Below are 23,380 nucleotides of genomic sequence, written 5' to 3'. Positions count from 1 at the left end.
GCGGAAATCTGTCGAAGGCGGCGTGGGTCCGGTTGCGGAGGCGTGAGCGCCATGGATGGCGCCTGCGGTCCTGCCCACCCACACCGCCCCACCTCTGACAGATTCCTGCGGCTGGTGGCAACTGCGACTGTTGTTGCGCGCGGCTGTTGGTAGGTGTCGACCTTGGTCGACACATCTGTCAGATATCGAATTCCAGATTGGGGTCAGAGCCCGTTGCGCAGCAACGGGATCCGACCCCGTGCCGTTCCAGCAGCGCGCGGAACTCTGTCGAAGGCGGGGTGGGTCCGGTTGCGGGGGCGTGAGCGCCATGGATGGCGCGACCGAGGCTACATGGACGTACTTGCGCCGTCCCCCGCAACCGGACCCACCCCGCCATCCCACGGAATGCACGCTTTTGCTTCAGTCGATCATGGCTCGACTCTACGGCAGGTGCAGGGCTGCAAGCCCTGCAAACAAACACCCACCCTGAGCATTGCGCGCACTGCTTTGAGCGCATCGCGCGCCGCCCGCGCGGCACGCTGCACAGCGACGGAATCCTCCGCCTCATCCAGGACATCCCATGACCCTGCGTCACCTGCCGCTGCACGGCGCCCTGCTGCTGGCCATCAGCGGCCTGCCCACCGCCGCGCTGGCCGAAGCCACCTCCCCCGCCCGCACCCAGCAGGTGCCCGGCGTCTACCACCAGCGCATCGGCAACCTGCAGGTCACCGCCCTGTTCGACGGCGTGGTGGCGCTGGGGCGGCAGGAAGTGGTGGACGTGCCGCCCACCCTGGTCAGCCGCCTGCTGGAAGGGCGCTACGTGCCCGAAGACAGCAAGGGCCTGCAGACCGCGGTGAACGCCTACCTGGTGCGCCAGGGCAACCACCTCACCCTGGTCGATACCGGCACCGCGCAGTGCTTTGGCCCCGGCCTGGGCCAGGTGCTGGCCAACCTGCGCGCCGCCGGCATTGATCCGGCCCAGGTCGATGACATCCTGCTGACCCACGCCCACCCCGACCACATGTGCGGCGTGCTCGATGCCCAAGGCCACCCGGCCTATCCCAATGCCACGGTGTGGCTGACCCAGGCCGATGCCGATTACTGGCTGGACCCGGCCAGCGCGGCCAGCGCGCCCGAAGGCGTGCGCTTCGCCTTCCCGCTGGCCCGCAACGCGGTGGCGCCGTACCAGGCCGCCGGACGCCTGCGCACCTTCCAGCCCGGCGACGCGCTGCCCGGCGGCGCGGTGGCGATGGACACCCACGGCCATACCCCCGGCCATGTCTCCTACCGGTTCGACAGCCAGGGCCAATCCTTGCTGGTGTGGGGCGATGTGCTGCACTTCCACGCGGTGCAGTTCGCGCACCCGGAGGCCGCCTTCGAAGCCGATGCCGATCGCCCGGCAGCGACGGCCAGCCGGCGCAGCGTGCTGCAGCAGGCCACCGCCAAGGGCTGGTGGGTGGCCGGTGCGCACCTGCCGTTCCCCGGCCTGGGCCACGTGCGCAGCGAAGGCCAGGCCTACGCCTGGGTGCCGGCGGAGTATTCGCCGCTGAAATGAGGTGCCGCCGGGCATGGCCCGGCGCAACCGGTACCCTTCAGCAGGTGCCGCCCACGGGTAGCGCCGGGCCATGCCCGGCGAACGCAACGACAGCCGCTTATTCCAGCCCCAGCCAACCGCCGATCACGCCGCGCGCTTCTTCCACGCCGGTGCGGTCTTCGCCGGAAAACACCTGCACGCTCACCGTATCGCCATAGGCCGAATGCAGTTCCTTGCGCACCTTCTGCAGGGTCTGCATCTGCTGGCTGCGGCTGAGCTTGTCGGCCTTGGTCAGCAGCGCGTGCGCGGGCAGGCCACGCTGCACGGCATAGGCCAGCATCTGCCGGTCGTAGTCCTTCAGCGGGTGGCGGATATCCATCACCACCACCAGGCCGCGCAGTGCTTCGCGGGTGCGGAAGTACTTGTCGATGAAGGCCTGCCAGTGCGCCTGCAGTTCCAGCGGCACCTTGGCGTAACCGTAACCGGGCAGATCGACCAGGCTGGCTTCCGGGGTGACCTGGAAGAACACCAGCTGCTGGGTGCGGCCCGGCGTCTTGGACACGCGGGCCAGCGCGTTCTGCCGGGTCAGCGCGTTGAGGGCACTGGACTTGCCAGCGTTGGAGCGGCCGGCGAAGGCCACTTCGGCCCCTTCATCGGGCGGCAGCTGCCGCGCGTTGTGGGCCGAGAGGTGGTAGCGGGCGCGTTCGATGAGCAATGACATGTGCCTAGGATCGCATGTTGCGGCGCCGCGCGCCCGCCCCGGGGCGCCATGGGTCCGGAAAATGCTGCGCTGCTTCGTTGACCGTGCGCGGAAACGGCGTTGATAATCCGGGCGATGCCGGTCGCTGCCGCCCGGCCCGGTCCAAACGGAGCTTCAGCATGCGCCACGCTCGCGTTCTTGCCGTATCCGCCCTTGCCATGGCCGTGGTGGTTGCCGCCGCTGCCTTCGCGCAGACCACCCTGGTCCCGCTGCCCGACAATGGCCCGATCCAGACCGCCTCGCTCGAGGTGGATTTCAGCAAGACCACCTGGGGCAACGCCAAGGAAGGCCAGGACAAGGCGGCCGCCTGCGCGGCCTGCCACGGCGCCGATGGCAATTCCACGGTCGAGATGTACCCCTCCATCGCCGGCCAGAGCGAACGCTACGTGGCCCAGCAGATGGCGCTGATCGCCAATGGCCAGCGCAGTTCCGGCGCCGCCGTGGCGATGGTGCCGTTCGTGCAGAACCTCAGCCCGCAGGACATGCGCGACATCGGCGCATTCTTCGCGACCCAGAAAGCCACCGCCGGCATTGCCGACGACACGCCGGTGGCCGAGGGTCCCTACAAGGGCATGAAGTTCTACGAGATCGGCCAGCAGCTGTACCGCGGCGGCGATGCCCAGCGCGGCCTGCCGGCCTGCATGGCCTGCCATGGCCCCAGCGGCGCCGGCAACCCGGGCCCGGCCTACCCGCATATCGGCGGCCAGCACGCCAGCTACGTTGCGCGGCGGCTGCAGGAATACCAGGCCGGGCAGACCCATGAAAGCGACAAGGCGCACTTCCAGATCATGGCCGCCATTGCCCAGAAGCTGACCGAACAGGAAGTCCAGGCCCTGTCCAGCTACCTGCAGGGCCTGCACAACCGCGCCGACGACGTGGCCGCGCAGACCACCACCATGCCACCGGCTGCCGCCCCCTGACGGCCATTGGTCGGCGCGGTTCGCCACGGCGGCCCGCCACTGCGGTATGTTTCCTTCACGCCGGCGGCTGCGCCGGCGTTGTTATTTTCAATGGAGATGCACGTCGATGAGGTTGATGTCCCGCCTGTTGCTGTCCCTGCTGGTGCTGCTGCCGCTGGCGGCCTGCGCCGCCACTCCCGCCAATGCGCCGCTGGTGGAAGGCAAAGATTACGAGCGCATCGCCCAGCCGGGCCCGTTCCAGCCGCTGGCCGGCAAGATCGAAGTGGTGGAAGTGTTCGGCTACCCCTGCCCGCACTGTGCCCACTTCGAACCGCAACTGGCCGCCTGGGCCGCCAAGCTGCCGGCCGACGTGCGCTTCACCCCGGTCCCGGCCGCCTTCGGTGGTGCGTGGGATGCCTGGGCCCTGGCCTATTACGCCGCCGATGAAGTAGGCGTTGCCAAGCGCAGCCATGCGGCGGTGTTCAAGGCCCTGCACGAAGACGGCTCGCTGCCCATGCAGAACGTGTCGGCCGATGAACTGGCCACCTTCTACAAGGCCTACGGCGTGGCCCCGGACCGCTACAAGCAGGCCCTGCGCGGTGAAGCGGTGCAGCAGAAGGTCTCCGCCGCCCGCGCCTTCGCCAAGCGCACCCAGGTGCCGGGCACCCCGGCCATCATCATCAATGGCCAGTATCTGGTGCGCGGCAACAGCTTCGAAGACCAGCTGCGCATTGCCTCGGCGCTGATCGCCCAGGCCCGCGCCAGCCGCGGCCGCTGAACCAATCCCGACCCTGCACACGGCGCATCCGCCGCCGCGTGTCATCATTTCCCCCTGGCCGGCGTTCGCCGTCGGCCCCACCATTCCAGATGCTGGAGACGTTTCCATGAAGACCCGTTACGCCGCCCTCGCACTCGCAGCGCTGCTGCCGATCCTGGCGGCCTGCAAGGCCGACGACGGCACCGCCAACACCACCGCACCGGCTGAACCGGCCGCCCCGGCCGCCACCGAGACCCCGGCACCGGCCGCCGAGCCGGCCGCAGGCAGCGAAAGCGCCGCGCCCGCCGCAGAGGGCAGCACCGCCCCGGCCGACGCCGCCCCGGCGGCCGCGCCGGCCCCGACCACCACCGCCTTGACCGGCCCCGCCCCGGTGGAAGGCGCCGACTACCAGCTGATTCCGAACGGCCAGCCGTTCCAGCCGGCTGCCGGCAAGGTGGAAGTGGTGGAAATCTTCGGCTACGTCTGCCCGGCCTGTGCCGCCTTCCAGCCGCTGGTCGGCCCGTGGAAGGCCGGCCTGCCCAGCGACGTGAACTTCGTCTACGTGCCGGCCATGTTCGGCGGCACCTGGGATAACTACGCCCGCGCCTTCTACGCCGCGCAGACCCTGGGTGTGCAGGAGAAGTCGCACGAAGCGCTGTACCAGGCCATCCACGTGCAGAAGACCCTGAAGGGCGAGCGCGGTGCCGACTCGGTGGAAGACATCGCCAAGTTCTACGGCACCTACGGCGTGGACCCGAAGCAGTTCGCCGCCACCATGGGCAGCTTCGCGGTGAACGCCAAGACCAATTCGGCCAAGCAGTTCGCCCAGCGCAGCCAGATCTCCGGCACCCCGTCGATCATCGTCAACGGCAAGTACCTGGTGAAGGGCAAGGGCTTCCCGGACATGCTGCGTATTGCCGACCACCTGATCGCCCGCGAACGCGCGGCCGCCCAGGCTCACTGATTCCAGAGACGTTTCCCCGGCCGTGACTTCCCCCCACACACGGACCCTGCGCTTGCTGACGGCCAATATCCAGGCCGGCTCAAGCACCCGCCGCTACAGCGACTATGTGACCCGCAGCTGGTCACATGCGCTGCCGGCGGGGCGCAAGCGCAGCAGCCTGGATGCGATCGCCACCCTGGCCCGCAACCATGACATCGTCGGCCTGCAGGAGGCCGACCCGGGCAGCCTGCGCTCGGGCTTCACCAACCAGACCCACTACCTGGCCCAGCGCGCCGGCTTCAATTACTGGAGCCACCAGCCGAACCGGCGCATGGGCGGTGTGGCGTCCAGCGCCAACGGCCTGCTGAGCAAGCTGGAACCGGTGGAAGTACAGGACCACGCCCTGCCCGGCCGCATCGGCGGGCGCGGCGTGCTGCTGGCCAAGTTCGGCGATGGCGCCGACGGCTTGGCCGTGGCGGTGGCCCACCTGTCGCTGGGTGCCGGCTCGCGCATGTCGCAGCTGGGCTTCATTGCCGAGCTGCTGTCCGATCATCCCAACGCGGTGCTGATGGGCGACTTCAACTGCCTGGCCGAACGCCCGGAAATGCAGGTGCTGTACCAGAAGACCCAGCTGCAACCGCCCGGCTGCGCGGTGCCCACCTTCCCCAGCTGGCGCCCGGACAGGGCGATCGACCACATCCTGGTCAGCAGCAACCTGCAGACCCGCAGCGTGGAAGCCGTGCCCGCCGCGTTTTCCGATCACCTGGCCCTGGCCATGGCGATCGACGTGCCGGCCGACGCCCTGCGCTGACCGGCTTTCGGTAGGTGCCAACCTTGGTTGGCACACACTTGGCACGCCCCCGGTAGAGTCGAGCTTGCTCGACTGGCGAAATAATTGGCCCCGCGAAGCGCAGTCGAGCAAGCTCGACTCTACACTCGGTGGCATGACCACTCCGCCTTCCCCTGCACTACGCCTGCGCCGCTGGCTGCTGCGCGGCAGCTTGCTGCTGATCGCCCTCATCGCCGCGCTGGCCCTGTGGAACAGCCCGTGGGCGGCCGCACCCAAGCTGCTGTGGTCACTGGCGCGCATGCCGCCGGCGCAGCAGTTGCCGGTACCCGTGGACGGCGTTCGCCCCCGGCAGATTGCCGATACCTTCGGCGCCCCGCGCGGGCGCGACCGCACCCACGCCGGCATCGACATCTTCGCCAAGCGCGGCACGCCGGTGCGCAGCGTCACCGCCGGGGTAATCGCCGACGTACGTGAAAGTGGCCTGGGCGGGCGCCAGGTGTGGGTGATCGGCCCGGCCCGCGAGCGCTACTACTACGCGCACCTGGACAGCTGGGCCGAGGGCCTGGCACGGGGCCAGATCGTGCAGGCCGGCGACCTGCTGGGCCACGTGGGTGACAGCGGCAACGCCCAGGGCACCCCGCCGCATCTGCACTGGGGCATCTATGGCGCCGGCGGCGCGCGCGACCCGCTGCCGCTGCTGCGTTGATCGCCAGCGCCCCGCACCGCCGTTGTAGAGTCGAGCTTGCTCGACTGCGGTTGCCCGTACCCCCTCGCGAGCCGCATCATCGCCACACTGCCAGGGAGAGCACCGATGGGCCTGTTGCGCGCCGCACCGCTGTTGATCGCGATCTTCACCCTGGTGACCGGCTGCAGCACCCTGCGGGCTCACCGCGACCCGTGGTGCAGGCAGCTGGCAGCCTTCGCCAACAGCGCGCAGGTGGAAACCGCACAGTCGATCGAACTGGTCACCGACTGGGCTGAATGGAGCAAGTGGTGCGTAGATCATGGCACCGAAGCGGGCCAGCAGTTCTGTCGCTGGCTGATCCCGAACACATCGACTGAATACGCCTCGGCCAACATCCGCCGCGCGCTGGCCTGCCTGGATCCCACCGCCCTGCACGCAGCCCGTTGGCGCAGCACGCCGGTGTACCTGACCGGCAAGGTGCGGGTGTACGGCGCCCCCATGATCGATGAAGACGTCAGGGTCACCGTCGAGTATGCCGATGGCATCGAGGGGCAGCGGCCGCACATGAAGATCCAGGCCGAACGCGACCCGCCTTTGTAGCGTCGAGCTTGCTCGACTGCCGTTTGCCGACCCGCCAAGGCCACGACCGGGCCATTTGTAAATAGAAACAATTCCCATTACGATATTTGCGTTTTCCGGGCGGCCAGGACGGTCGTCCACCATCACAATGCCCAGCCCCCGCCCTGCCCGCAGGACCGGGCCAGCGGCGTGAGAACCCCACCAGCCGCGGCGCCAGACCATCCGGGAAGCCGGTCGGACGCACGCACGTGCCCGTCCAGGAACCCCCATGATCCGTTCAACCCCTGCTCTGCTGCCGCATCGCCTGTCCGCGGCGGTGCTTTCCGCCCTGTGCCTGGCCGCCACCCCGGCCGCCTTCGCCCAGACCGCCGCTGCCGACCCCACCACCCTGGACAAGATCGTGGTGAAGGGCGAGCGCGCCGAAGGCTATTCCGTGCGCCGCACCTCGGCCGGTACCCGCTTCGATCTGGCACCGCGCGAGATTCCGCAGTCGGTCAGCATCATCAGCCACCAGCGCATCGAAGATCAGAACCTGGATGACATCATCGACGTGCTGGCCAACACCACCGGCATCAGCAGCACCCAGTCCGACACCGAGCGCACCGAGTTCTATTCGCGTGGCTTCTACATCGACAGCTACCAGTTCGACGGCCTGCCCACGCAGATGGTGCAGAACTGGAGCTACGGCGATTCCGGCCTGGACCTGGCCCTGTACGACCGCGTGGAAGTGGTGCGCGGCGCCACCGGCCTGCTGACCGGTGCCGGCAACCCGTCGGCGTCGGTGAACCTGGTGCGCAAGCACGCCGACAGCGCCGAACTGACCGGCAGCGTGTCGGTGAACGTGGGCAGCTGGGGCCGCACCCGCAGCACCGTGGACGTGACCACCCCGCTGAACAAGAGCGGTTCGGTGCGCGCCCGCGTGATCGGCAGCTACCTGGACACCGACGCGCAGATGGACCGCTACAACCAGCACAAGACGCTGGGCTACGCCGTCATCGACGCCGACCTGACCCCGGACACCCAGCTGAGCGTGGGCTACGACTACCAGCAGAAGCGCGCCAATGGCGCCACCTGGGGTGGTTTCCCGATGCTGTTCTCCGATGGCACCAGCACCGGCTACGACGAATCGTTCAACGCCAGCCCGAACTGGACCTACTGGGACACCACCAGCAAGCGCGCGTTCGCCACGTTGGAACACGCCTTCAACGATGACTGGAAAGTCCGCATCGGCGCGACCCACGACGAAACCAAGGCCGACGACAAGCTGTTCTACCCGGCCTACAACGACTGGGTCACCGGCGCTTCGTTCTTCGACAAGAACACCGGTGCCGGCATTTCGCCGTCGGCCGGCTTCTACAACACCGAACGCAAGGTCAATGCGGTGGACGGCTACTTCAGTGGCGCGTTCGAGCTGTTTGGCCTGAAACACGAAGTGATGGGTGGCCTGAGCTACAACAAGCGCGAGTACGCCAACTACGGCGACTACCAGATCGGCGGCGCCGGCCTCGCCTGGGATCCCTTCTCCAGCTACCTGAACTGGAACGGCAACATCAGCGAACCGAACTGGAACCCGCTGGCCCTGGCCAGCGAAGGCACCATCACCCAGAAGGCGGCCTATGCTGCGGCACGCCTGTCGCTGGCTGATCCGCTGAAGCTGATCGTGGGCGCACGCTACACCGACTGGAAGAGCGAGGGCGAAGGCGCCGACCGTTCGCACAAGGTCACCACCCCGTATGCGGGCCTGGTGTTCGACATCAACGACACCTACTCCACCTATGCCTCGTACACCGAGATCTTCCAGCCGCAGATGCTGAAGGACCGCAACGGCAGCTACCTGGACCCGGTGGACGGCAAGAGCTACGAAGTGGGCGTGAAGGGTGCCTGGTTCGACAACCGACTGAATGCCTCGGTGGCGGTGTTCCGCATCGAGCAGGACAACGTCGGCCAGTCCACCGGCGAGCCGGTCATCGGCGGCACCGGCGGCGAAACGGCCTACGTGGCCGCACGCGGCACCGTCAGCCGTGGCTTCGAGTTCGAACTGAACGGCGAACTGGCCCCGGGCTGGAATGCCACCTTCGGTGCTTCGCGCTACGTGGCCAAGGACATCAACGACGCCGACATCAACACCAACCTGCCGCAGACCGCGCTGAAGCTGTTCACCAGCTACACCCCGCAGTCGCTGCAGGAGCTGACCGTCGGTGGTGGTGCCAACTGGCAGAACCGCATCTACTACGCGGTGCCGGCTTACGGCCGCATCGAACAGAGCGGCTACGCCCTGGTCAGCGCCTTCGTGCGTTACCGCCTGTCGCCGGAATGGAGCGTTCAGGCCAACCTGAACAATCTGCTGGACAAGAAGTACTTCTCGCAGATCAACGGCTACGGTGCGTACGGCGACGGCCGCAACGGCTCGATCACCTTCACCTGGTCGTTCTGATGCACACGCGGCGCCGGCTCACCCCGGCGCCGCCATCGTGCAGCGTCGAGCCATGCTCGACCGCCCTGCTCTTGTAGAGTCGAGCTTGCTCGACTGCCCTGCTCTTGTAGAGTCGAGCTTGCTCGACTGCCTCGCTCTTGTAGAGTCGAGCTTGCTCGACTGCCCTGCTCTTGTAGAGTCGAGCTTGCTCGACTGCTCTGCTCTTGTAGAGTCGAGCTTGCTCGACTGCCCTGCTCTTGTAGAGTCGAGCTTGCTCGACTGCCTCGCTCTTGTAGAGTCGAGCTTGCTCGACTGAACCGCGAAAAGCAGTCGAGCAAGCTCGACTCTACCAAAGCACAGCAAGCACCCCGCCGGTTCGGCCAAAGCACAGCAAGCACCCCGCCCGATCGGCCAAAGCACAGCAAGCCCCCCGCCCCATCGGCCAAAGCACAGCAAGCCCCCCGGTCCATCGGCCAAAGCACAGCACGCACCCCGCCGGTTCGGCCAAAGCACAGCACGCACCCCGCCCGATCGGCCAAAGCACAGCAAGCCCCCGCCGGTTCGGCCAAAGCACAGCAAGCACCCCACCCGCTCGTCCAGGCGCCACAAGCACCACGCCGGGATGATCCCGGCGCGGCGCCCTCCCATCAGAACCGCAGGTCCGCGCGCATGTACCAGTAGCGACCCCGCGGAATGTCATACGTCGAGGCGTCGTAGCCGTTCAACGAGCACGACAGGCAGATCGGCGGATCCTTGTCGAACACGTTGTTCAGACCCGCAGTCAACTGCAGCCCCTTCATCCATTCAATCCGGTAGCCCACCTGCGCATCATGGAAGGTGGTCGCCGCCAGCTTGTTGGTGCCAGCCACCTGGTCGCTGCACACCGCGAACGCCACCGCGTCGCCGCAGTCTTCGGTCAGTTCGGAAATGTGGCGCATCGTCCAGTTCGCGCTCCAGTTGCCCAGCGTCCAGCCCAGCGACAGATTGCTGGTCCATTCGGGAATGGAACTGTCGGCCACTTCGATGCCCGGCCCCTGCGGCTGCTTCTGCCCGGCTGCACCGGTAGCCTCGTAACGGCCCACGAAGGTGTTCTGCCAGCCGATCTTGAACTGGCCGGCCGCGCTCTGCGGCAGCGTCCAGTGCAGGTCCACGTCCCAGCCATCGGTCTTGATCGAGCCCAGGTTGGTCAGGCGGTTGTTGAAGCCGTTGATGCCGCCGGTGCTGGCGCGGGTGATGCCATTGCAGTACAGCGGGTCCAGCGTATCCACGCACAGGTCCAGCTGGGTCTGCGCGTTGATGGCCTGGATCGCGCCGTCGATGGTGTGCCGGTAGAAGGTCACGTCCACGTCGAAACGCTCGGACCAGGTGGTGTTGTTGCCGAACCACGGGCTCCACACGAAGCCGGCGCTGAAGCTGCGCGAACGTTCCGGGTCCAGCTCGCGGTTGCCGCCGGTGGTCACCGAGATCTGCGAATTGGCCTGCTGGAAGCCGGTCGGCACGCCCAGCGCAGCGCAGTTGGCGGCACTGCCGCGCGGCGCGGTGCCGCCCAGACCAATCGAGCACGGGTCGAAGATCTGCAGGTCGGCACGCGCGGCCGAACCATACAGCTCACCGATGGACGGTGCGCGGAAGCCCTCGGCATAGGTGGTGCGCAGCACGAAGTCGTTGGTCACCTGCCAGCGCAGGCCGTACTTGGGCGTGAACTCGCCGCCGAAGGTGGAGTAGTCCGAGTAGCGCCCCGCCACGCTCAGGTCCAGCTTGCCGCCATAGGACGGTGCGGCGAACAGCGGCACGTTCAATTCCAGGTACGCCTCATTCACATCGTACGAACCAGACGTCGGCTGCGACGGCACGCCGTTGTAATGGCCGATCACCGTCAGCGGATCCGGCTGGTACCAGCCTTCGTACTTGCGGTGTTCCAGACCGGTGGCGAAGGACACCGCACCGGCCGGCAGGTTGAACAGTTCGCTGGACAGGTTGGCGGTGAACAGGGTCAGCTCGTTCTGGCTGCGGTCGCGCACCACCGGCTGGATCCACTGCAGCATGGCCGGGGTGATCGAGCCGGCGCCACCGAAGATATCCAGCGGCACGCAGCCCGGCGTGGCCGCGCAGATGGCCGGATCACCCAGCGCCAGGTTGATGTTGTAGATGTTGTAGCTGCCGTAATTGGTCTGGGTGGCCTTGTTCTTGCTGTACATGCCGTTTACGTCCCAGTACCACTGGCGGTCGGCGGCCTGGAAATTGCCTTCCAGGCCGGTAGCCACGTACTGCGTGTCCACCTTCTGTTCGAACACGCGCGCGCCGCCTTCCAGCGGGCGCCGACCGATCATGATCAGGTTGTCCGACGAATCCAGGGTGAAGCCGAACGGGTTGTAGGGGTTCAGCGCGGAAATGACGATGTTGTCGGCCAGCGGATTGCCGGTGCCGGCTTCGGGGCCGAAGAACAGCGGCTCCGGCGCGGCCTGGTTGGTCGATTCGCGGCGGTTGCCCAGTGCCTTCACGTACCACTGCACGTTGTCGCTGAAGTCGAAGCGGAACTGACCAAAGATGCCTTTGCGCTCCGACGGCGTCAGCACCATGTTGTATTCGGCGAAGTTGAAACGGTCAGCCGTGCCGAAGCAGTGGTAGCCATCGGTGCGGTCGCAGCCGTCGCCGCCGTTGTAGGTGGGCCGCGCGCCGGCGTTCGGGGTCAGGTCGTGGGTGGTGCCGGTGTTGGGGTCGGTGAAGATGAAGCGGCCATCGGGCGTGGCCGAACTGCCCAGCGCCAGACCCGTGCCCGGCACCGGGAAGCGCGACTGCTCGCGGTCGCGCGCATACACCGCGTCCTGCTTGGTCCAGCTGCCGCCCACGAACAGGCTGTAGCGGTCACCGCGCGTCCCCCAGGCCAGGTCCACGCCCTTCTGGGTGCCATCGCCCTTGCTGTATTCGCCGTAGTTCAAGGTGACCTGGCCACCATCGAAATCGCGGCGGGTGATGATGTTGACCACGCCGGCAATCGCATCGGAGCCATACAGCGACGAGGCGCCGTCTTCCAGCACTTCGATGCGCTCAACAATCGCCAGCGGAATGGTGTTCAGGTCGGTGGCCGCGCCCACACCCGAGGCCGACGATTCGTTGACCCAGCGGATGCCATCGACCAGCACCAGCACGCGCTTGGCGCCCAGGTGGCGCAGATCGACCTGCGCCGAACCGGCGCCCACACCGCTGCCGTCGGGTGGGAAGCCGAAGTTGCCGGAGGAATTGAACTTGGCGTTCAGTGCCGAACCGGAACCGGTCAGCTGCTGCAGCACCTCGCCGATGGAGTTCAGGCCGGTGCGTTCGATCTCGCTGCGGGTCAGGGTCTGGATCGGCACCTGGCCCTCCACTTCGGCGCGCTTGATGCGCGTGCCGGTTACTTCAACGCGGTCCAGATCGGTGGTGGATTGTGCCGCGGCACTCATCGGTGCCAGAGCCGTCACGCACAGGGCGACGGCAACCGCCAAGGGGCGGTGATGCAGGTACTTCATTCGCTCTCTCTCCAAAGGAATGTCGGGACAGTGACTGCCGCGCTCCCTCCTGCATGGCGGCAGCGTCTCCTTTGTAAACAACCTGTAAAAATGACGACGTGATGAACAACACTCTTTCACGCGTTTTTGACGAATCTGAGTGCTGATCGCGTCAAATTGCCGCCCGATCCCCTTGCGCCGGGGGGAGAGCCCCGGCGCAAAGGCGCGTGACTAGCGTACGAACGCGATCCGCTGCATGCCCGTGGCCTCGGCCGCGGCCAGAATGCGTGCCATGCCTTCGTATTCGGCCGACGGGTCGCTGCTGATCCGCAGCTCCGGCAGGTTGCCGGCGTGCTCGCCAGCCTGCGCACGCAGGCGCTGCTGCAGATCACCCATGGCCATCGGCTGCCCGTTCCAGCTCAACTGGCTGGCCGCATCCAGCCGCAGCTCGATCGGCGGCGGCGGATCCGGGCGTTGCACCACCCGGTCGGTGGCCTGTGGCAGATCCACCGCGATCGGCCGCGCCACGATCGGTGCGGTCACGATGAAGATGATCAACAACACCAGCATCACATCCACCAGTGGCGTTACGTTGATCTCAGCCAGTGGTCCGCTTCGTCCTGCGCTACTGAATGCCATGTGCCGCTCCCTGCAGCCGGGCCGGTTGCCCTGTCGCTGAACTTACCCGGCCCATTGCCCGCGCTGGCAGTGCTGCGCACGCGGGCGTTCAGCCGCCGTTTGCCTGCGCCACACGTGCACGCTGCGCGAAACTGAATTCAGCCATCGCCCGCTATGCTGGGGCCATGACCCGACGCTCTTCGACCGCCCTGATCCTGTTCCCGCTGGCCACCACGCTGCTGATCGGCTGCGCCAGTGCCCAGTCCCTTGATGCCCAGAGCGGCCAGTTGAAGGCCGCACTGGACGCCGCCGAACGCGGCCAGCTTCCGCCGTCGCAGGCGGCCGCGCTCAGCCGCCACCCGGCCTATGGCTGGGTCGAGTTCGCCCAGCTGCGGCGCAACATCGACAGTGTGGACACCGGCCAGGCGCAGGCCTTCCTGAAGCGCTATGACGGCCAGGCCGTGGCCAACAGCTTCCGCAGCGTGTGGCTGCCGTCGGTGGCCCGCCGCCAGGACTGGCCCACCCTGCTGGCCAACTGGGCACCGACCGAGAACCTGGGCCTGCGCTGCGCGCAGCTGACCGCCCGCCAGGCCACTGGCAAGGTGGACCCGCAGTGGATCAGCGAAGCGCAGGATCTGTGGCGCAAGAACGGCAAGTCGCTGCCCGATGCCTGCGATGCCGTGTTCGCCGTGCTGCAGGCCCAGGGCGGCATGAGCGATGCCCTGCGCTGGGAACGCATCGATGCGGCCGCCGATGCGCAGCAGCCGGCCGTGATGCGCAGCGCCGCGCGTGGTCTGCCGGCCGCCGAGCTGGCCCAGGCCAACAGCTACGCCGCCTTTGTCGACCGCCCCAACGCCAGCGCCCTGAACTGGCCGCGTACCGAACGCAGCCGCCGCATCGCCACCGACGGTCTGGAGAAGCTGGCCAAGGCCGACCCCGGCGCCACCGAACAGCAACTGCCGCAGTACGCGCAGGCACTGGGCCTGAGCGCCGAGCAGCAAGGCAAGGTGCGCTACCAGATCGCACTGTGGACCGTGGCTTCGTACCTGCCCGATTCGGCGCGCCGCCTCAATGCCGTGCCCGAATCGGCCTACGACGAGCGCCTGCACGAATGGCGCGCCCGCGAGGCGATGTCACGCGGCGATTGGCCGGCCGCGCTGGCCGCGATCCGCAAGATGGGCAGCAAGCAGCGCAGCGACTCGCGCTGGGCCTATTTCGAAGGGCGCATGCTGGAAAAGACCGGGCAGGTGCAGCAGGCGCAGCCGCTGTTCCGCGACGCCGCGCGCGCACCCACCTTCCACGGCTTCCTGGCCGCCGACAAGCTGCAGCAGGCGTACACGCTGTGCCCGTGGAAGCCCAACGACAGCGCCCAGGCGCAGGCCGCCGTGGCCCGCGATCCGGCCATCCAGCGCGCCATGGCGCTGTACCAGATCGACCGCACCGGCTGGGCCGTGGCCGAATGGAACAGCGCCCTGTCGCGCTTCGATGACACCCAGCGCCGGCTGGCCGTGCGCGTGGCGCAGGACAACGGCTGGTTCGACCGCGCCGTGTTCGCGCTGGGCAAACAACCGCAGGAGCAGCGCCTGTACGACCTGCGCTTCCCGCTGCACCACGACAGCACCATCCGCCGCGAATCGGCGCGCAACGCCATCGACCCGGCCTGGGTGGCCGCCGAGATCCGCGCCGAGAGCACCTTCACCCCCCGCGCGCGCTCGCCTGCCAATGCCATGGGCCTGATGCAGGTGCTGCCCACCACCGGTGCCAGCGTGGCCAAGTCGATCGGCCTGACCGGCTACGGCGGCGCCGACAGCCTGTACGACCCGGACACCAACATCGCCATCGGCACCGCGTACCTGCGCCAGCTGATGAACAAGTACGACGGCCTGCCCTACGTGACCATCGCCGCCTACAACGCCGGGCCGACCCCGACCGCGCGCTGGCAGACCCAACGCCCGGGCTTCGACCCGGACCTGTGGATCGAGACCATCAGCTACAAGGAAACGCGCGAATACGTAGCCCGCGTGCTGGCCTTCAGCGTGATCTACGACTGGCGCCTCAACGGCAATGCCCTGCCGCTCAGCGACCGCCTGATGGGCCGCCTGGTGGACAAGCGCAAGGCCTTCACCTGCGCCACCAATGCCGAGCAGGGCGGGGATTGATCCACGCAGTGGGTGCCGCCCGGCATGCTCGACCGGCAAGGGTAGAGTCGAGCTTGCTCGACTGCCGTTGGTAGAGTCGAGCTTGCTCGACTGAATCCAGGCAGTCGAGCAAGCTCGACGCTACGACGTTGCCCTGTCCAGCAAGCTCGACTCTACGAAGCACTATGTCGCGCCCCCGATGCCACGACCCGCCATGCGATCATCCTCACCATGAAGATCTATCTTGTCGGCGGCGCCGTGCGCGACCGCCTGCTGCAGCGCCCCGCCGGTGACCGTGACTGGGTGGTGGTCGGCGCCACCCCCGCGCAGATGGAAGCGCAGGGCTACACCGCCGTGGGCCGCGATTTCCCGGTGTTCCTGCATCCTAAGACGGGTGAGGAATACGCACTGGCGCGCACCGAACGCAAATCCGGCCGCGGCTATCGCGGCTTCGTGGTCGATGCCGATCCGGCGGTCAGTCTGGAAGAAGATCTGCAGCGCCGCGATTTCACCATCAACGCCATTGCCCGCGACGAAGACACCGGCAACCTGGTCGACCCCTACGGCGGTGCACGCGATCTGCAGCAGCGCGTGCTGCGGCACGTCGGCCCGGCGTTCGTGGAAGACCCGCTGCGCGTGCTGCGCGCGGCGCGCTTCATGGCGCGCTTCGCGCCGCTGGGCTTTACCGTCGCCGACGAAACCATGGCGCTGATGCGCGAGGTCGCCGCCAGTGGCGAACTGGATGCGCTGGTGCCCGAACGCGTCTGGCAGGAACTGCGCAAGGCGCTGGTCTACGAACGCCCGTCCGCGTTCCTGCGCACGCTGCACGACGCGCATGCGCTCGGCCCGATCCTGCCCGAACTGGAAGCGCTGTACGGCGTGCCACAGCGCGCGGAGTTCCATCCGGAAGTCGACACCGGCATCCACCAGGAAATGGTCAGCGACATGGCCGCACGCCTGGCACCGGGCGATGATCTGGTCGGTTTCGCTGCCCTCACCCACGACCTCGGCAAGGGCTTGACGCCGCAGGACGAATGGCCGCGCCACATCATGCACGAGCAGCGCGGTATCGCTCCGTTGAAGGAACTGTGCGCCCGGCTGAAGATTCCCACCGAGCACCAGCAGCTGGCTGAGGCAGTCTGCCGCGAGCACTTGAACGTGCACCGCATCGACGAACTGCGCGATGCCACCGTGCTGGAGCTGCTGGGCCGCTGCGATGCCCTGCGTCGGCCCGAGCGCGTGGCGCGCATCGCGCTGTGCTGCGAGGCCGACAAGCGCGGCCGGCTGGGTTTCGAAGACAGCGATTACCCGCAGGGCGAAACGCTCAAGCGCCTGCACCAGGCCGCGCTGTCGGTGCAGGCGCGCGATCTGGATACCACCCACCTGAAAGGCCCCGCCATTGGCGAGGCGCTGGCCAGGGCGCGGGTGAAGGCGATTGCGGCGGCGCGGTGAAATGCGCGACGGTGCCGGCCGGTGGCCGGCAGCGCCGCGTTCGCCTGTCTAGTGTCGGCGCCTGCGAGAGAAATAATCGACGGCATGCTCACCCAGCATGATGGGCTGCATCAAGAGGAACAGCTCGCCGGCCAACCGCAGGGTTTCAAGTGGACTGAACCAGGTGATGAAGCCTGCAACCAGCGTGAATACAGCAAGTACTCCAAGCTCGTACGCAAGCAGCGACCGGTTGAGAAATCTCATTGCCACAGCCGGCCCTCAGCGACTTGCAATTCCTGGCAGCAGGGAGCGCAGCGAAGGGCCCGATGAATCCGCAATCAGCCTCAGTGCGCCATGCCGCGGGTAATCGCTGCGGCGCGTTCCTTCAGCTGGGCCACGGCTTCGGGAATCATTTCCATGCCCACGTCCAGGCCGGGGTTCAGCACCAGGCCAACGCCCTCGCCAATGCCCGACAGCAGCGCGTGCACGGCAATCGGCATGGCATGGGCGAACTGCGGCAGTTGCTCGTGCCAGAGCTCGGCACGTTCCGGCGCGGTGAACACCGCAAACATCGGCTCGCCGCTTTCGCTGGTCAGCACCAGCGGTGAAATGCTCTCGTCCCAGGCACCATCTTCGCCAATGGCTTTGTCCAGCAGCACGAACACTGGCGCGGTCAGCAGGCCGTCCAGGAACTGGGCGGGGGTCAGCGTGCCGTCCTGTGCCTGCAGCAGGCGGACCTCCAGGTCGTTGGTGGGTTCAAACGGCGTGTCGTGGTCCATGGTCGCTTCCGGTACGTGATTGCTGGGTAGCACTTTAGCAGGCCGGGGCCTCATGCCAGATAGCCTTGCCGCCACATCCACCCCGCCACCGCCAGCCCGGCCACCACTACCAGCATCAGCGGCAGGCCAAAGCGGTGCCGGAACGGAATCGGCACCCTGCCCAGCTGCTGGTCCAGGGTCTCGGTGTCCAGCACCCAGCCATGGCCGCAGCCGGTGCAGGCCAGTTCGTAGCGGCGCTGGTAGACGAAGCCGAACAGCAGATCGATGCGCGCCATGCGGTAGCGCAGCTGTGGGGCGAAGTCGGTTTCTGTCTGGCAGCGCAGGCAATGGTGTGCCTCGGTCGGGCCGACCACCACCACCCGTTCCTGCTGGCCGATCAGCAGCATCACTCAGCCTCCGCTGCATGCCGGCTGCGCCAGCAGCCACGCCTGGGCGGCGGCAACGGTGGCTGCAGCGCCGCGGGTCTGCTCGTCAGGCTTGATCTTCAGCCCATCGCCGCGACCGTCGCGGTCCTGCATCACGCTGGTGGTGAGCACCAGCGAACTGCCATCGACCAGCGGCCGAACCACGTTGGCCGTGGACACGCCGCGGGTGGGTTCACCGAAGCTGCGCGTCTGCGGGCGGCCACGGAACGCCAATGCCGTCGCCTCGCCGGCACTGGCGGTGTACGGCCCGGTCAGCACGGCAACGGGCGCGGCCGGGTGCTTCAGTTGATACCCCGGCTCGCCCAGGTCGGCAATCGCGCGCGCGCCCAAGCGCACGGCCGACGGTGTGGACTGCCAGACGGAAGGGCCATCGGTGGTGGCGAACGCGCCCACGGTCTCGTCATCGGCTGCGGTCGTCCGCAGCAGCGGCGCCACGCCCAGCAACATGGGCCACATGTTGCCGCCGGTGTTGCCGCGCAGATCCACGATCCAGCCGCAGCGGGCGCCGTTGTCCTGTTCGCCGATGGACGCCTGCCAGCGCGCGGCGCGTTGCTGCATCTTCTGCTGCACTTCCGGGCCGGGAACGTTGGAGAACGCGCCGATGTCGACCCAGCCGATGCGCGGATCGACGGGCGGCAGGTCGGCAGGTGCGGGCGGTGATCCCGTACCCGTGGCGCTGGCAGAGCTGGGGTTGTTGGCCCGCCCCTGGCGTTGTCCTTCCAGGCGCATCCGCGTCGGGCTGAGCCACGCGCCGTGCCCACCCGAGCTGCGGCCAATGGCTTCCTTCAGCACATCCCGGATCTTTTCCGGGTTGCCCTGCGCTGCACTCATGCGTGCGCGGATCTCCGGCCACTCCACGCGATCACGGTAGAGCGCCTCGCGCTCAAGCAGGTCCACCAGCTCGATCTGGGCCTGCCGTGTGGGCAGTTCGATGGCGTTGGCAGGTGCCGCCATTACGGCGGTCAGTGCCAGAATCGTGGTGCGGAAACCCATGGGCATGCGACGGTCCTTCGTCGGAAGATGACACGAGGATACGCCCTTGCACGTCGCGCGACGTGTCGTGTTTCGCACTACTGCACCGAGGAACGATTTACAACTTTGCTCATGGCCATGCCGCAGTGAAGCGGCCAAGGTGGCTTTGCCAACGCATCCAGCGTTGGCCGGGATTGGCGTCCTGAATCAAACATTCAAGCGATCGGGTTGCCGACTCACCGGCAGCTACGACAATGCACCGGCTCGCCCATGGTGGGCGGTGCGTGGGGATCCTCGCGATCCGTCGGCTTTTTCGCTTGGATTTTGACCGGCACGCCAACCCGCACCGCCCGCCACCTTGCACGTTGCAGGTGGCCTTGCCTTGTGAGGTTGCCGCCATGACCACGCTCTACCCCACCTATCCCCGTCTGCATGCGCTGCTGGGCGATGCCCTGCCCGGTCTGGCATTGCCCAATGCCGTGGCCGAGGCCCTGGAAGATGCGTTGATTGAAGCCGAAGAAGCTGCGCCGCCGTCGGCATTCTTCGCGCGGCTACGCGGCGTGGCACATGAGGCTGGCGATGCACGCGGGCGCGGACTGGCCGAGGCTACGCGTTGTCTGGCGGCGTTGTCGGCCTGCGGTGGTGTGCTGCTGGCGGCGCAGTCGGCGCGTGAGCTGGATGATGTGGCGGTGCAGTGCCCGGCGCAGGTGGAAGAAGGGTTGCTGCAGGCGGTGGTGGTGTTGGCCGGGCATGCCGGCGCGCTGGTTCACGACGTTGTCGATAACGCCCGGTAGAGTCGAGCTTGCTCGACTGCCTTTTCAACAGCCGTCGAGCAAGCTCGACGCTACGGGGTCATGGCGTGTCGACCAAGGTCGACACCTACCGAAGCGGGTCACGACGTCGGGCGGATTTCCCGACGGGGCATGGGGTGTCGACCAAGGTCGACACCTACCAGAGCGGGGCCCGGCGCTACCAGTCTGCGCGCAGGCCGATGTTGCCTTCGATCACGCGTCGCTCTTCGTTGCGATTGCCGCCTATTTCGCGGGTGTAGTCGGCCACGGCATACGCGCTGATCGTGCGGTTGAAGCGACCGACCACGCCCACGCCGGCTTCCAGCGCGCGTGAGCGTTGCGCGCTGGTAATCACGTCGGTGTCGAACTGCACGCGGTCCTCGCCGGCACGGCCGTGCCAGTAATTCAGTTTGAAATACGGCTGCCAGCCATTGTCGGCCAACTGATAGTCACCGGCCAGGCGCAGGCCCACGCGGCCGGTCCAGGCGTTGTCGCTGTCGAACGTCACGGCAGACACCGCGTCGCGCTGGTCGTCCAGCGAACTGCGTTGCCAGATCACCTGTACCTGCGGTTCCAACCACCAGGCCGATTGCCCGAACTGCAGTACGGGCCTGCCGGCTTCCAGTGAAAGCGTGGTGCCGTCACCGCGCACGTTGATGCCCAGCCCCCGCGATGAGCGCAGGCGGCCGTCGTAGCGGCTCTGCATCGCCACCGCGTCCAGATAACCGCCCTCGCTTCCGGTCAGTGTCCAGTACAGGCCCACATGTTTGTCGTCCAGGCGGCTCTGGCCGACCTGCACGTTCTCCCAGCCCAGGGCCAGGCCGGTCACGCGGCCCTCGGCGCGGGTGCGGCCGACGAACACGCCGATCTGGTTGCGGTGTGCATCCCCGGCGGCGGCCCACACATCCAGGCCGGCCTGCACGCCCATCAGGTCGCCGTCGAAGCCGGGCTGGGCAGCGCCCTTCCAGTGAATCTCACTGCTCTGCCCAACCAGCCGGCCCCAGGCGGTACGCAGGGCACCTCTGTTGTACAGCAGGCGCTGCTCGCCCTGGCGTTCGTGGAAGGTGCCCAGGCTGGCCAGCGAGGCCTCGCGCAGCAGCGGCGGCGCCACCGCATACGTGGCGGTTTCCAGGCGGTACAGCGGCACCACCTCGCCCTGCGCGGGCCGCGCACCAACGCTGGGCGGTGCGCCCAGACCCGGCAGTACGCCACCGGCCACCGGCACGTCGGGCACCGGCGGGTCGCTGGGCGGGGCAACGTCGGCCGGGGGCGGCGGCGGCGCCGGTGGCGCGGTCTCGGCAGCGGTCAGGTCCGGGTCCAGCGCCCCTTCGGGCGGCGGTGGTGGCGCCGCTGCAATCGCGGGGGGCGGCGCCACGGGGGGCGTGGGCGGTGGTGGCTCGGCGCTCATGCCGGACCCGGTAGGCGCCGCCACCGGGCCGGAAACCAGGGTCGAGCGCAGGTACCAGTTCTCACCGCTGCCCGCACTCACCCCACCCTTGAACAGGAAATACTCGTAGGCCCCTGCCGATACCGGGGCAAACAGTGAGAACGCACCGGGCGCGGTGGTCGCGCCGTTCAGCGCCTGCACCACCAGGATGCCGTCGGCCAGCGTGGCCGCGCCGCCACCGCCTGCATTGAGCACGCCGATGCCGGTGGTTCCGCTGGCCGCACCGCCGTCGATCACCAGGCGGTCCGTAACGGAATCGTCCGCGCCCAGCACGGTGCGCAGGTACAGCCCGCCCCCCTCGCCCCGGTAGTTGCCGCGGATCGTGAATACATCACCGGCGCCTACGCCGGTCAGGTCGATACGCCCAGCGTTGACCACGTTCACCAGCGCGCCGGCAGTGAACGGGCGCACCGCATTTGAACCGCTGCCCGCGTACAGCGTGCTGGTGTCATCCAAGCTGAGCGTGCCGGTGCCGGTTGCACTGTCGCCCAGCCGCAGGTCGCCATCGAAGGTCAGCTCGGTGCTGCGGGCCAGGCTAACGGTTTCCCAGTTCTGCAGGCGGCCCACGCCGGTCATCTTGACGTTGCTGAGCGCAAGCCGGTCGTTGCCACTGCCGCCGTCGAACAGCGGCACCGCGCCCAGGTTGCCCTGGTTGAGGTTGGCCAGCGTGGCCACGTCATTGTCGGGACCAGCATCGATGGCGCCGTAGACGATGCCACCGCCGTTCCAGGTGAAGGTGTCGTTGCCGGTACTGAGCAGGATCTGCCCGCGCACCGTGCCGTCGGTGAGGGTCACGCTGTCGGCGCCACCGCTCACGCTGATGTTGCCGCCGATATAGGCCGTGCCGGAAATGATGACGGTGTCGGTGTCGAACCCGGTCACCACATTGCCGTCCACGGTGCCGCCGGACATGTCGAACAGATTGCTGTCCAGTTTCATGTTGACCCGGCCGATGCGGCCGCCGGTCATCCAGGCCTGGTCGCCGTCCTCGAATGCACCAACGATGCGGCCACCGCTCATGCGGAAGGTATCGATGTTGTCGCCCTGCTGCAGCGCACCGATGCTGCCATCGGTCATGACGAAGTCGTCCGCGCCACTGCCCTGCACGACCAGGCCGGTGACGGTGCCACCGCTCACCCTCATCTGATCCTCGCCATCACCCTGATCAACGGCATCGAGGGTGCCGCCGCTGAGCAGCAGTACATCATTGCCCGCCTGCTGGCGGACGAACCCCACCTGCCCTGCCTGCATGTCCAGACGATCGTTGCCATCGCCAAATGAAATACCTCCCTGTGGCGCGCTGATCGTGCCCCGGTTGACCACGCTGCTGTCGCCTGCGCCATGGAAGTAGATGCCAAAGTCCATTCCGCTCTGGATCAGGCCATCGTTGACCACACTGCTGCCGGCCCGCATGTATACAGCGCGGTTGGTCACCGACCGGATGATGCCGCTGGCCGTGTTGTTGAGCGTTGCCACGCTGCCGGTATTGACGCCGGCAAAGGGCCCGCTGAGCGCCTCGATGGTGCCGGCGTTGTTCACCGTACCGCTGCTGCCGGGGTCGAAGTAGATGCCGTTGTCGCCGCTCTTGCGTTGGATGGCGCCAGGCAGCAGGTTGATGGTCACGTTGCTGACCCCAACCCCCACCCGGATCAGCACCTCGTTGGGATTGGGTGCCTCTGCGGTGCAGGTGACCGTCTGGCCGCTGGCAGGCGTGGTGATGTCACAGCCCGCCCAGGCCTGTGGCGCTGCCAGTGCCAGGGCCGACGCCAGAAACAAAGGCGAACGACGCACACGGCAAGGATCTGAACGGGACATACAGCACTCCTGGAACGGGGGTCAGGAACTGCGATGTACGGCACTGCTCAAGAAACGGGCGGGCCTACCCTAAAAGAAGCCTGCGGGCATGGAAGTGAAGATTCCATCACGCAACAAGTGTGACCTTCGCCGGACGGCAC

At 67.5% G+C, this 23,380-nt stretch carries 19 protein-coding genes; 11 read left to right on the top strand and 8 right to left on the bottom strand.

Annotation, left to right across the window (positions count from 1 at the left end):
* Nucleotides 1–559 precede the first annotated feature (559 nt).
* Nucleotides 560–1,534: an MBL fold metallo-hydrolase gene (locus AC06FA_RS01730; protein WP_478066846.1), complete on the top strand. Its 975-nt coding sequence runs from the start codon at nt 560–562 to the stop codon at nt 1,532–1,534.
* Between the two features lie 97 nt (nt 1,535–1,631).
* On the opposite strand, the gene yihA is transcribed toward AC06FA_RS01730, so the two are convergent.
* Entirely contained in the window at nt 1,632–2,234 is a 603-nt protein-coding gene (yihA, locus tag AC06FA_RS01725) for a ribosome biogenesis GTP-binding protein YihA/YsxC (protein WP_478066845.1), read from the bottom strand.
* A 158-nt stretch (nt 2,235–2,392) separates the two neighbouring features.
* Here yihA and AC06FA_RS01720 point away from each other — a divergent pair, with 158 nt between their 5' ends.
* The 7 genes from AC06FA_RS01720 (at nt 2,393) to fhuE (ending at nt 9,360) form a co-directional block, all read left to right on the top strand.
* Complete coding sequence (locus AC06FA_RS01720) at nt 2,393–3,193, top strand: c-type cytochrome (protein WP_478066844.1); 801 nt, start codon at nt 2,393–2,395, stop codon at nt 3,191–3,193.
* Nucleotides 3,194–3,299: 106 nt separating this feature from the next.
* Nucleotides 3,300–3,950 carry a thiol:disulfide interchange protein DsbA/DsbL gene (locus AC06FA_RS01715; RefSeq protein WP_478066843.1) on the top strand — a complete coding sequence of 217 codons (651 nt, stop codon included), beginning with the start codon at nt 3,300–3,302 and terminating at the stop codon, nt 3,948–3,950.
* Nucleotides 3,951–4,056: 106 nt separating this feature from the next.
* On the top strand, nt 4,057–4,893 hold the full coding sequence (locus tag AC06FA_RS01710) for a thiol:disulfide interchange protein DsbA/DsbL (RefSeq protein WP_478066842.1): 837 nt from the start codon (nt 4,057–4,059) through the stop codon (nt 4,891–4,893).
* Between the two features lie 52 nt (nt 4,894–4,945).
* Nucleotides 4,946–5,683: an endonuclease/exonuclease/phosphatase family protein gene (locus tag AC06FA_RS01705; RefSeq protein ID WP_199911379.1), complete on the top strand. Its 738-nt coding sequence runs from the start codon at nt 4,946–4,948 to the stop codon at nt 5,681–5,683.
* Nucleotides 5,684–5,816: 133 nt separating this feature from the next.
* Nucleotides 5,817–6,368, top strand: a complete 552-nt coding sequence (locus AC06FA_RS01700) for a M23 family metallopeptidase (protein ID WP_478066841.1) — start codon at nt 5,817–5,819, stop codon at nt 6,366–6,368.
* Nucleotides 6,369–6,473: 105 nt separating this feature from the next.
* Nucleotides 6,474–6,947, top strand: a complete 474-nt coding sequence (locus tag AC06FA_RS01695) for a hypothetical protein (RefSeq protein ID WP_478066840.1) — start codon at nt 6,474–6,476, stop codon at nt 6,945–6,947.
* A gap of 247 nt (nt 6,948–7,194) precedes the next feature.
* The gene (fhuE, locus tag AC06FA_RS01690; protein ID WP_478066839.1) at nt 7,195–9,360 is read left to right on the top strand and encodes a ferric-rhodotorulic acid/ferric-coprogen receptor FhuE; all 2,166 of its coding nucleotides are present in this window, start codon (nt 7,195–7,197) and stop codon (nt 9,358–9,360) included.
* Between the two features lie 626 nt (nt 9,361–9,986).
* Here the strand turns inward: fhuE and AC06FA_RS01685 are convergent.
* On the bottom strand, nt 9,987–12,779 hold the full coding sequence (locus AC06FA_RS01685; protein ID WP_478066856.1) for a TonB-dependent receptor: 2,793 nt from the start codon (nt 12,777–12,779) through the stop codon (nt 9,987–9,989).
* Nucleotides 12,780–13,055: 276 nt separating this feature from the next.
* Nucleotides 13,056–13,463 carry an ExbD/TolR family protein gene (locus tag AC06FA_RS01680; RefSeq protein ID WP_478066838.1) on the bottom strand — a complete coding sequence of 136 codons (408 nt, stop codon included), beginning with the start codon at nt 13,461–13,463 and terminating at the stop codon, nt 13,056–13,058.
* Between the two features lie 164 nt (nt 13,464–13,627).
* Between AC06FA_RS01680 and AC06FA_RS01675 the strand changes: the two genes are divergently transcribed.
* Nucleotides 13,628–15,601, top strand: coding sequence for a transglycosylase SLT domain-containing protein (locus AC06FA_RS01675; RefSeq protein WP_478066837.1), 1,974 nt, complete (start codon nt 13,628–13,630; stop codon nt 15,599–15,601).
* Nucleotides 15,602–15,811: 210 nt separating this feature from the next.
* Entirely contained in the window at nt 15,812–17,032 is a 1,221-nt protein-coding gene (locus tag AC06FA_RS01670; RefSeq protein ID WP_478066836.1) for a multifunctional CCA addition/repair protein, read from the top strand.
* Between the two features lie 48 nt (nt 17,033–17,080).
* Here the strand turns inward: AC06FA_RS01670 and AC06FA_RS01665 are convergent, their stop codons facing one another.
* The 4 genes from AC06FA_RS01665 to AC06FA_RS01650 form a co-directional block, all read right to left on the bottom strand.
* Complete coding sequence (locus AC06FA_RS01665; RefSeq protein ID WP_478066835.1) at nt 17,081–17,275, bottom strand: hypothetical protein; 195 nt, start codon at nt 17,273–17,275, stop codon at nt 17,081–17,083.
* Nucleotides 17,276–17,355: 80 nt separating this feature from the next.
* Entirely contained in the window at nt 17,356–17,790 is a 435-nt protein-coding gene (locus tag AC06FA_RS01660) for an SseB family protein (RefSeq protein ID WP_478066834.1), read from the bottom strand.
* A 50-nt stretch (nt 17,791–17,840) separates the two neighbouring features.
* A complete protein-coding gene (locus tag AC06FA_RS01655; protein WP_108762893.1) occupies nt 17,841–18,176 on the bottom strand; it encodes a hypothetical protein in 336 nt (111 codons plus the stop codon).
* 3 nt (nt 18,177–18,179) lie between these two features.
* A complete protein-coding gene (locus AC06FA_RS01650; protein ID WP_478066832.1) occupies nt 18,180–19,214 on the bottom strand; it encodes a S41 family peptidase in 1,035 nt (344 codons plus the stop codon).
* 371 nt (nt 19,215–19,585) lie between these two features.
* Here AC06FA_RS01650 and AC06FA_RS01645 point away from each other — a divergent pair, with 371 nt between their 5' ends.
* Nucleotides 19,586–19,981: a hypothetical protein gene (locus tag AC06FA_RS01645; RefSeq protein WP_478066831.1), complete on the top strand. Its 396-nt coding sequence runs from the start codon at nt 19,586–19,588 to the stop codon at nt 19,979–19,981.
* A gap of 175 nt (nt 19,982–20,156) precedes the next feature.
* Here the strand turns inward: AC06FA_RS01645 and AC06FA_RS01640 are convergent, their stop codons facing one another.
* Nucleotides 20,157–23,240, bottom strand: coding sequence for an autotransporter family protein (locus AC06FA_RS01640; RefSeq protein WP_478066830.1), 3,084 nt, complete (start codon nt 23,238–23,240; stop codon nt 20,157–20,159).
* Nucleotides 23,241–23,380: the final 140 nt, after the last annotated feature.

Source organism: Stenotrophomonas sp. Steno-C17 (genome assembly GCF_056393165.1).
Note: the sequence above shows the minus strand (reverse complement) of the source record. Positions and strands in the feature narration are given on the sequence as shown.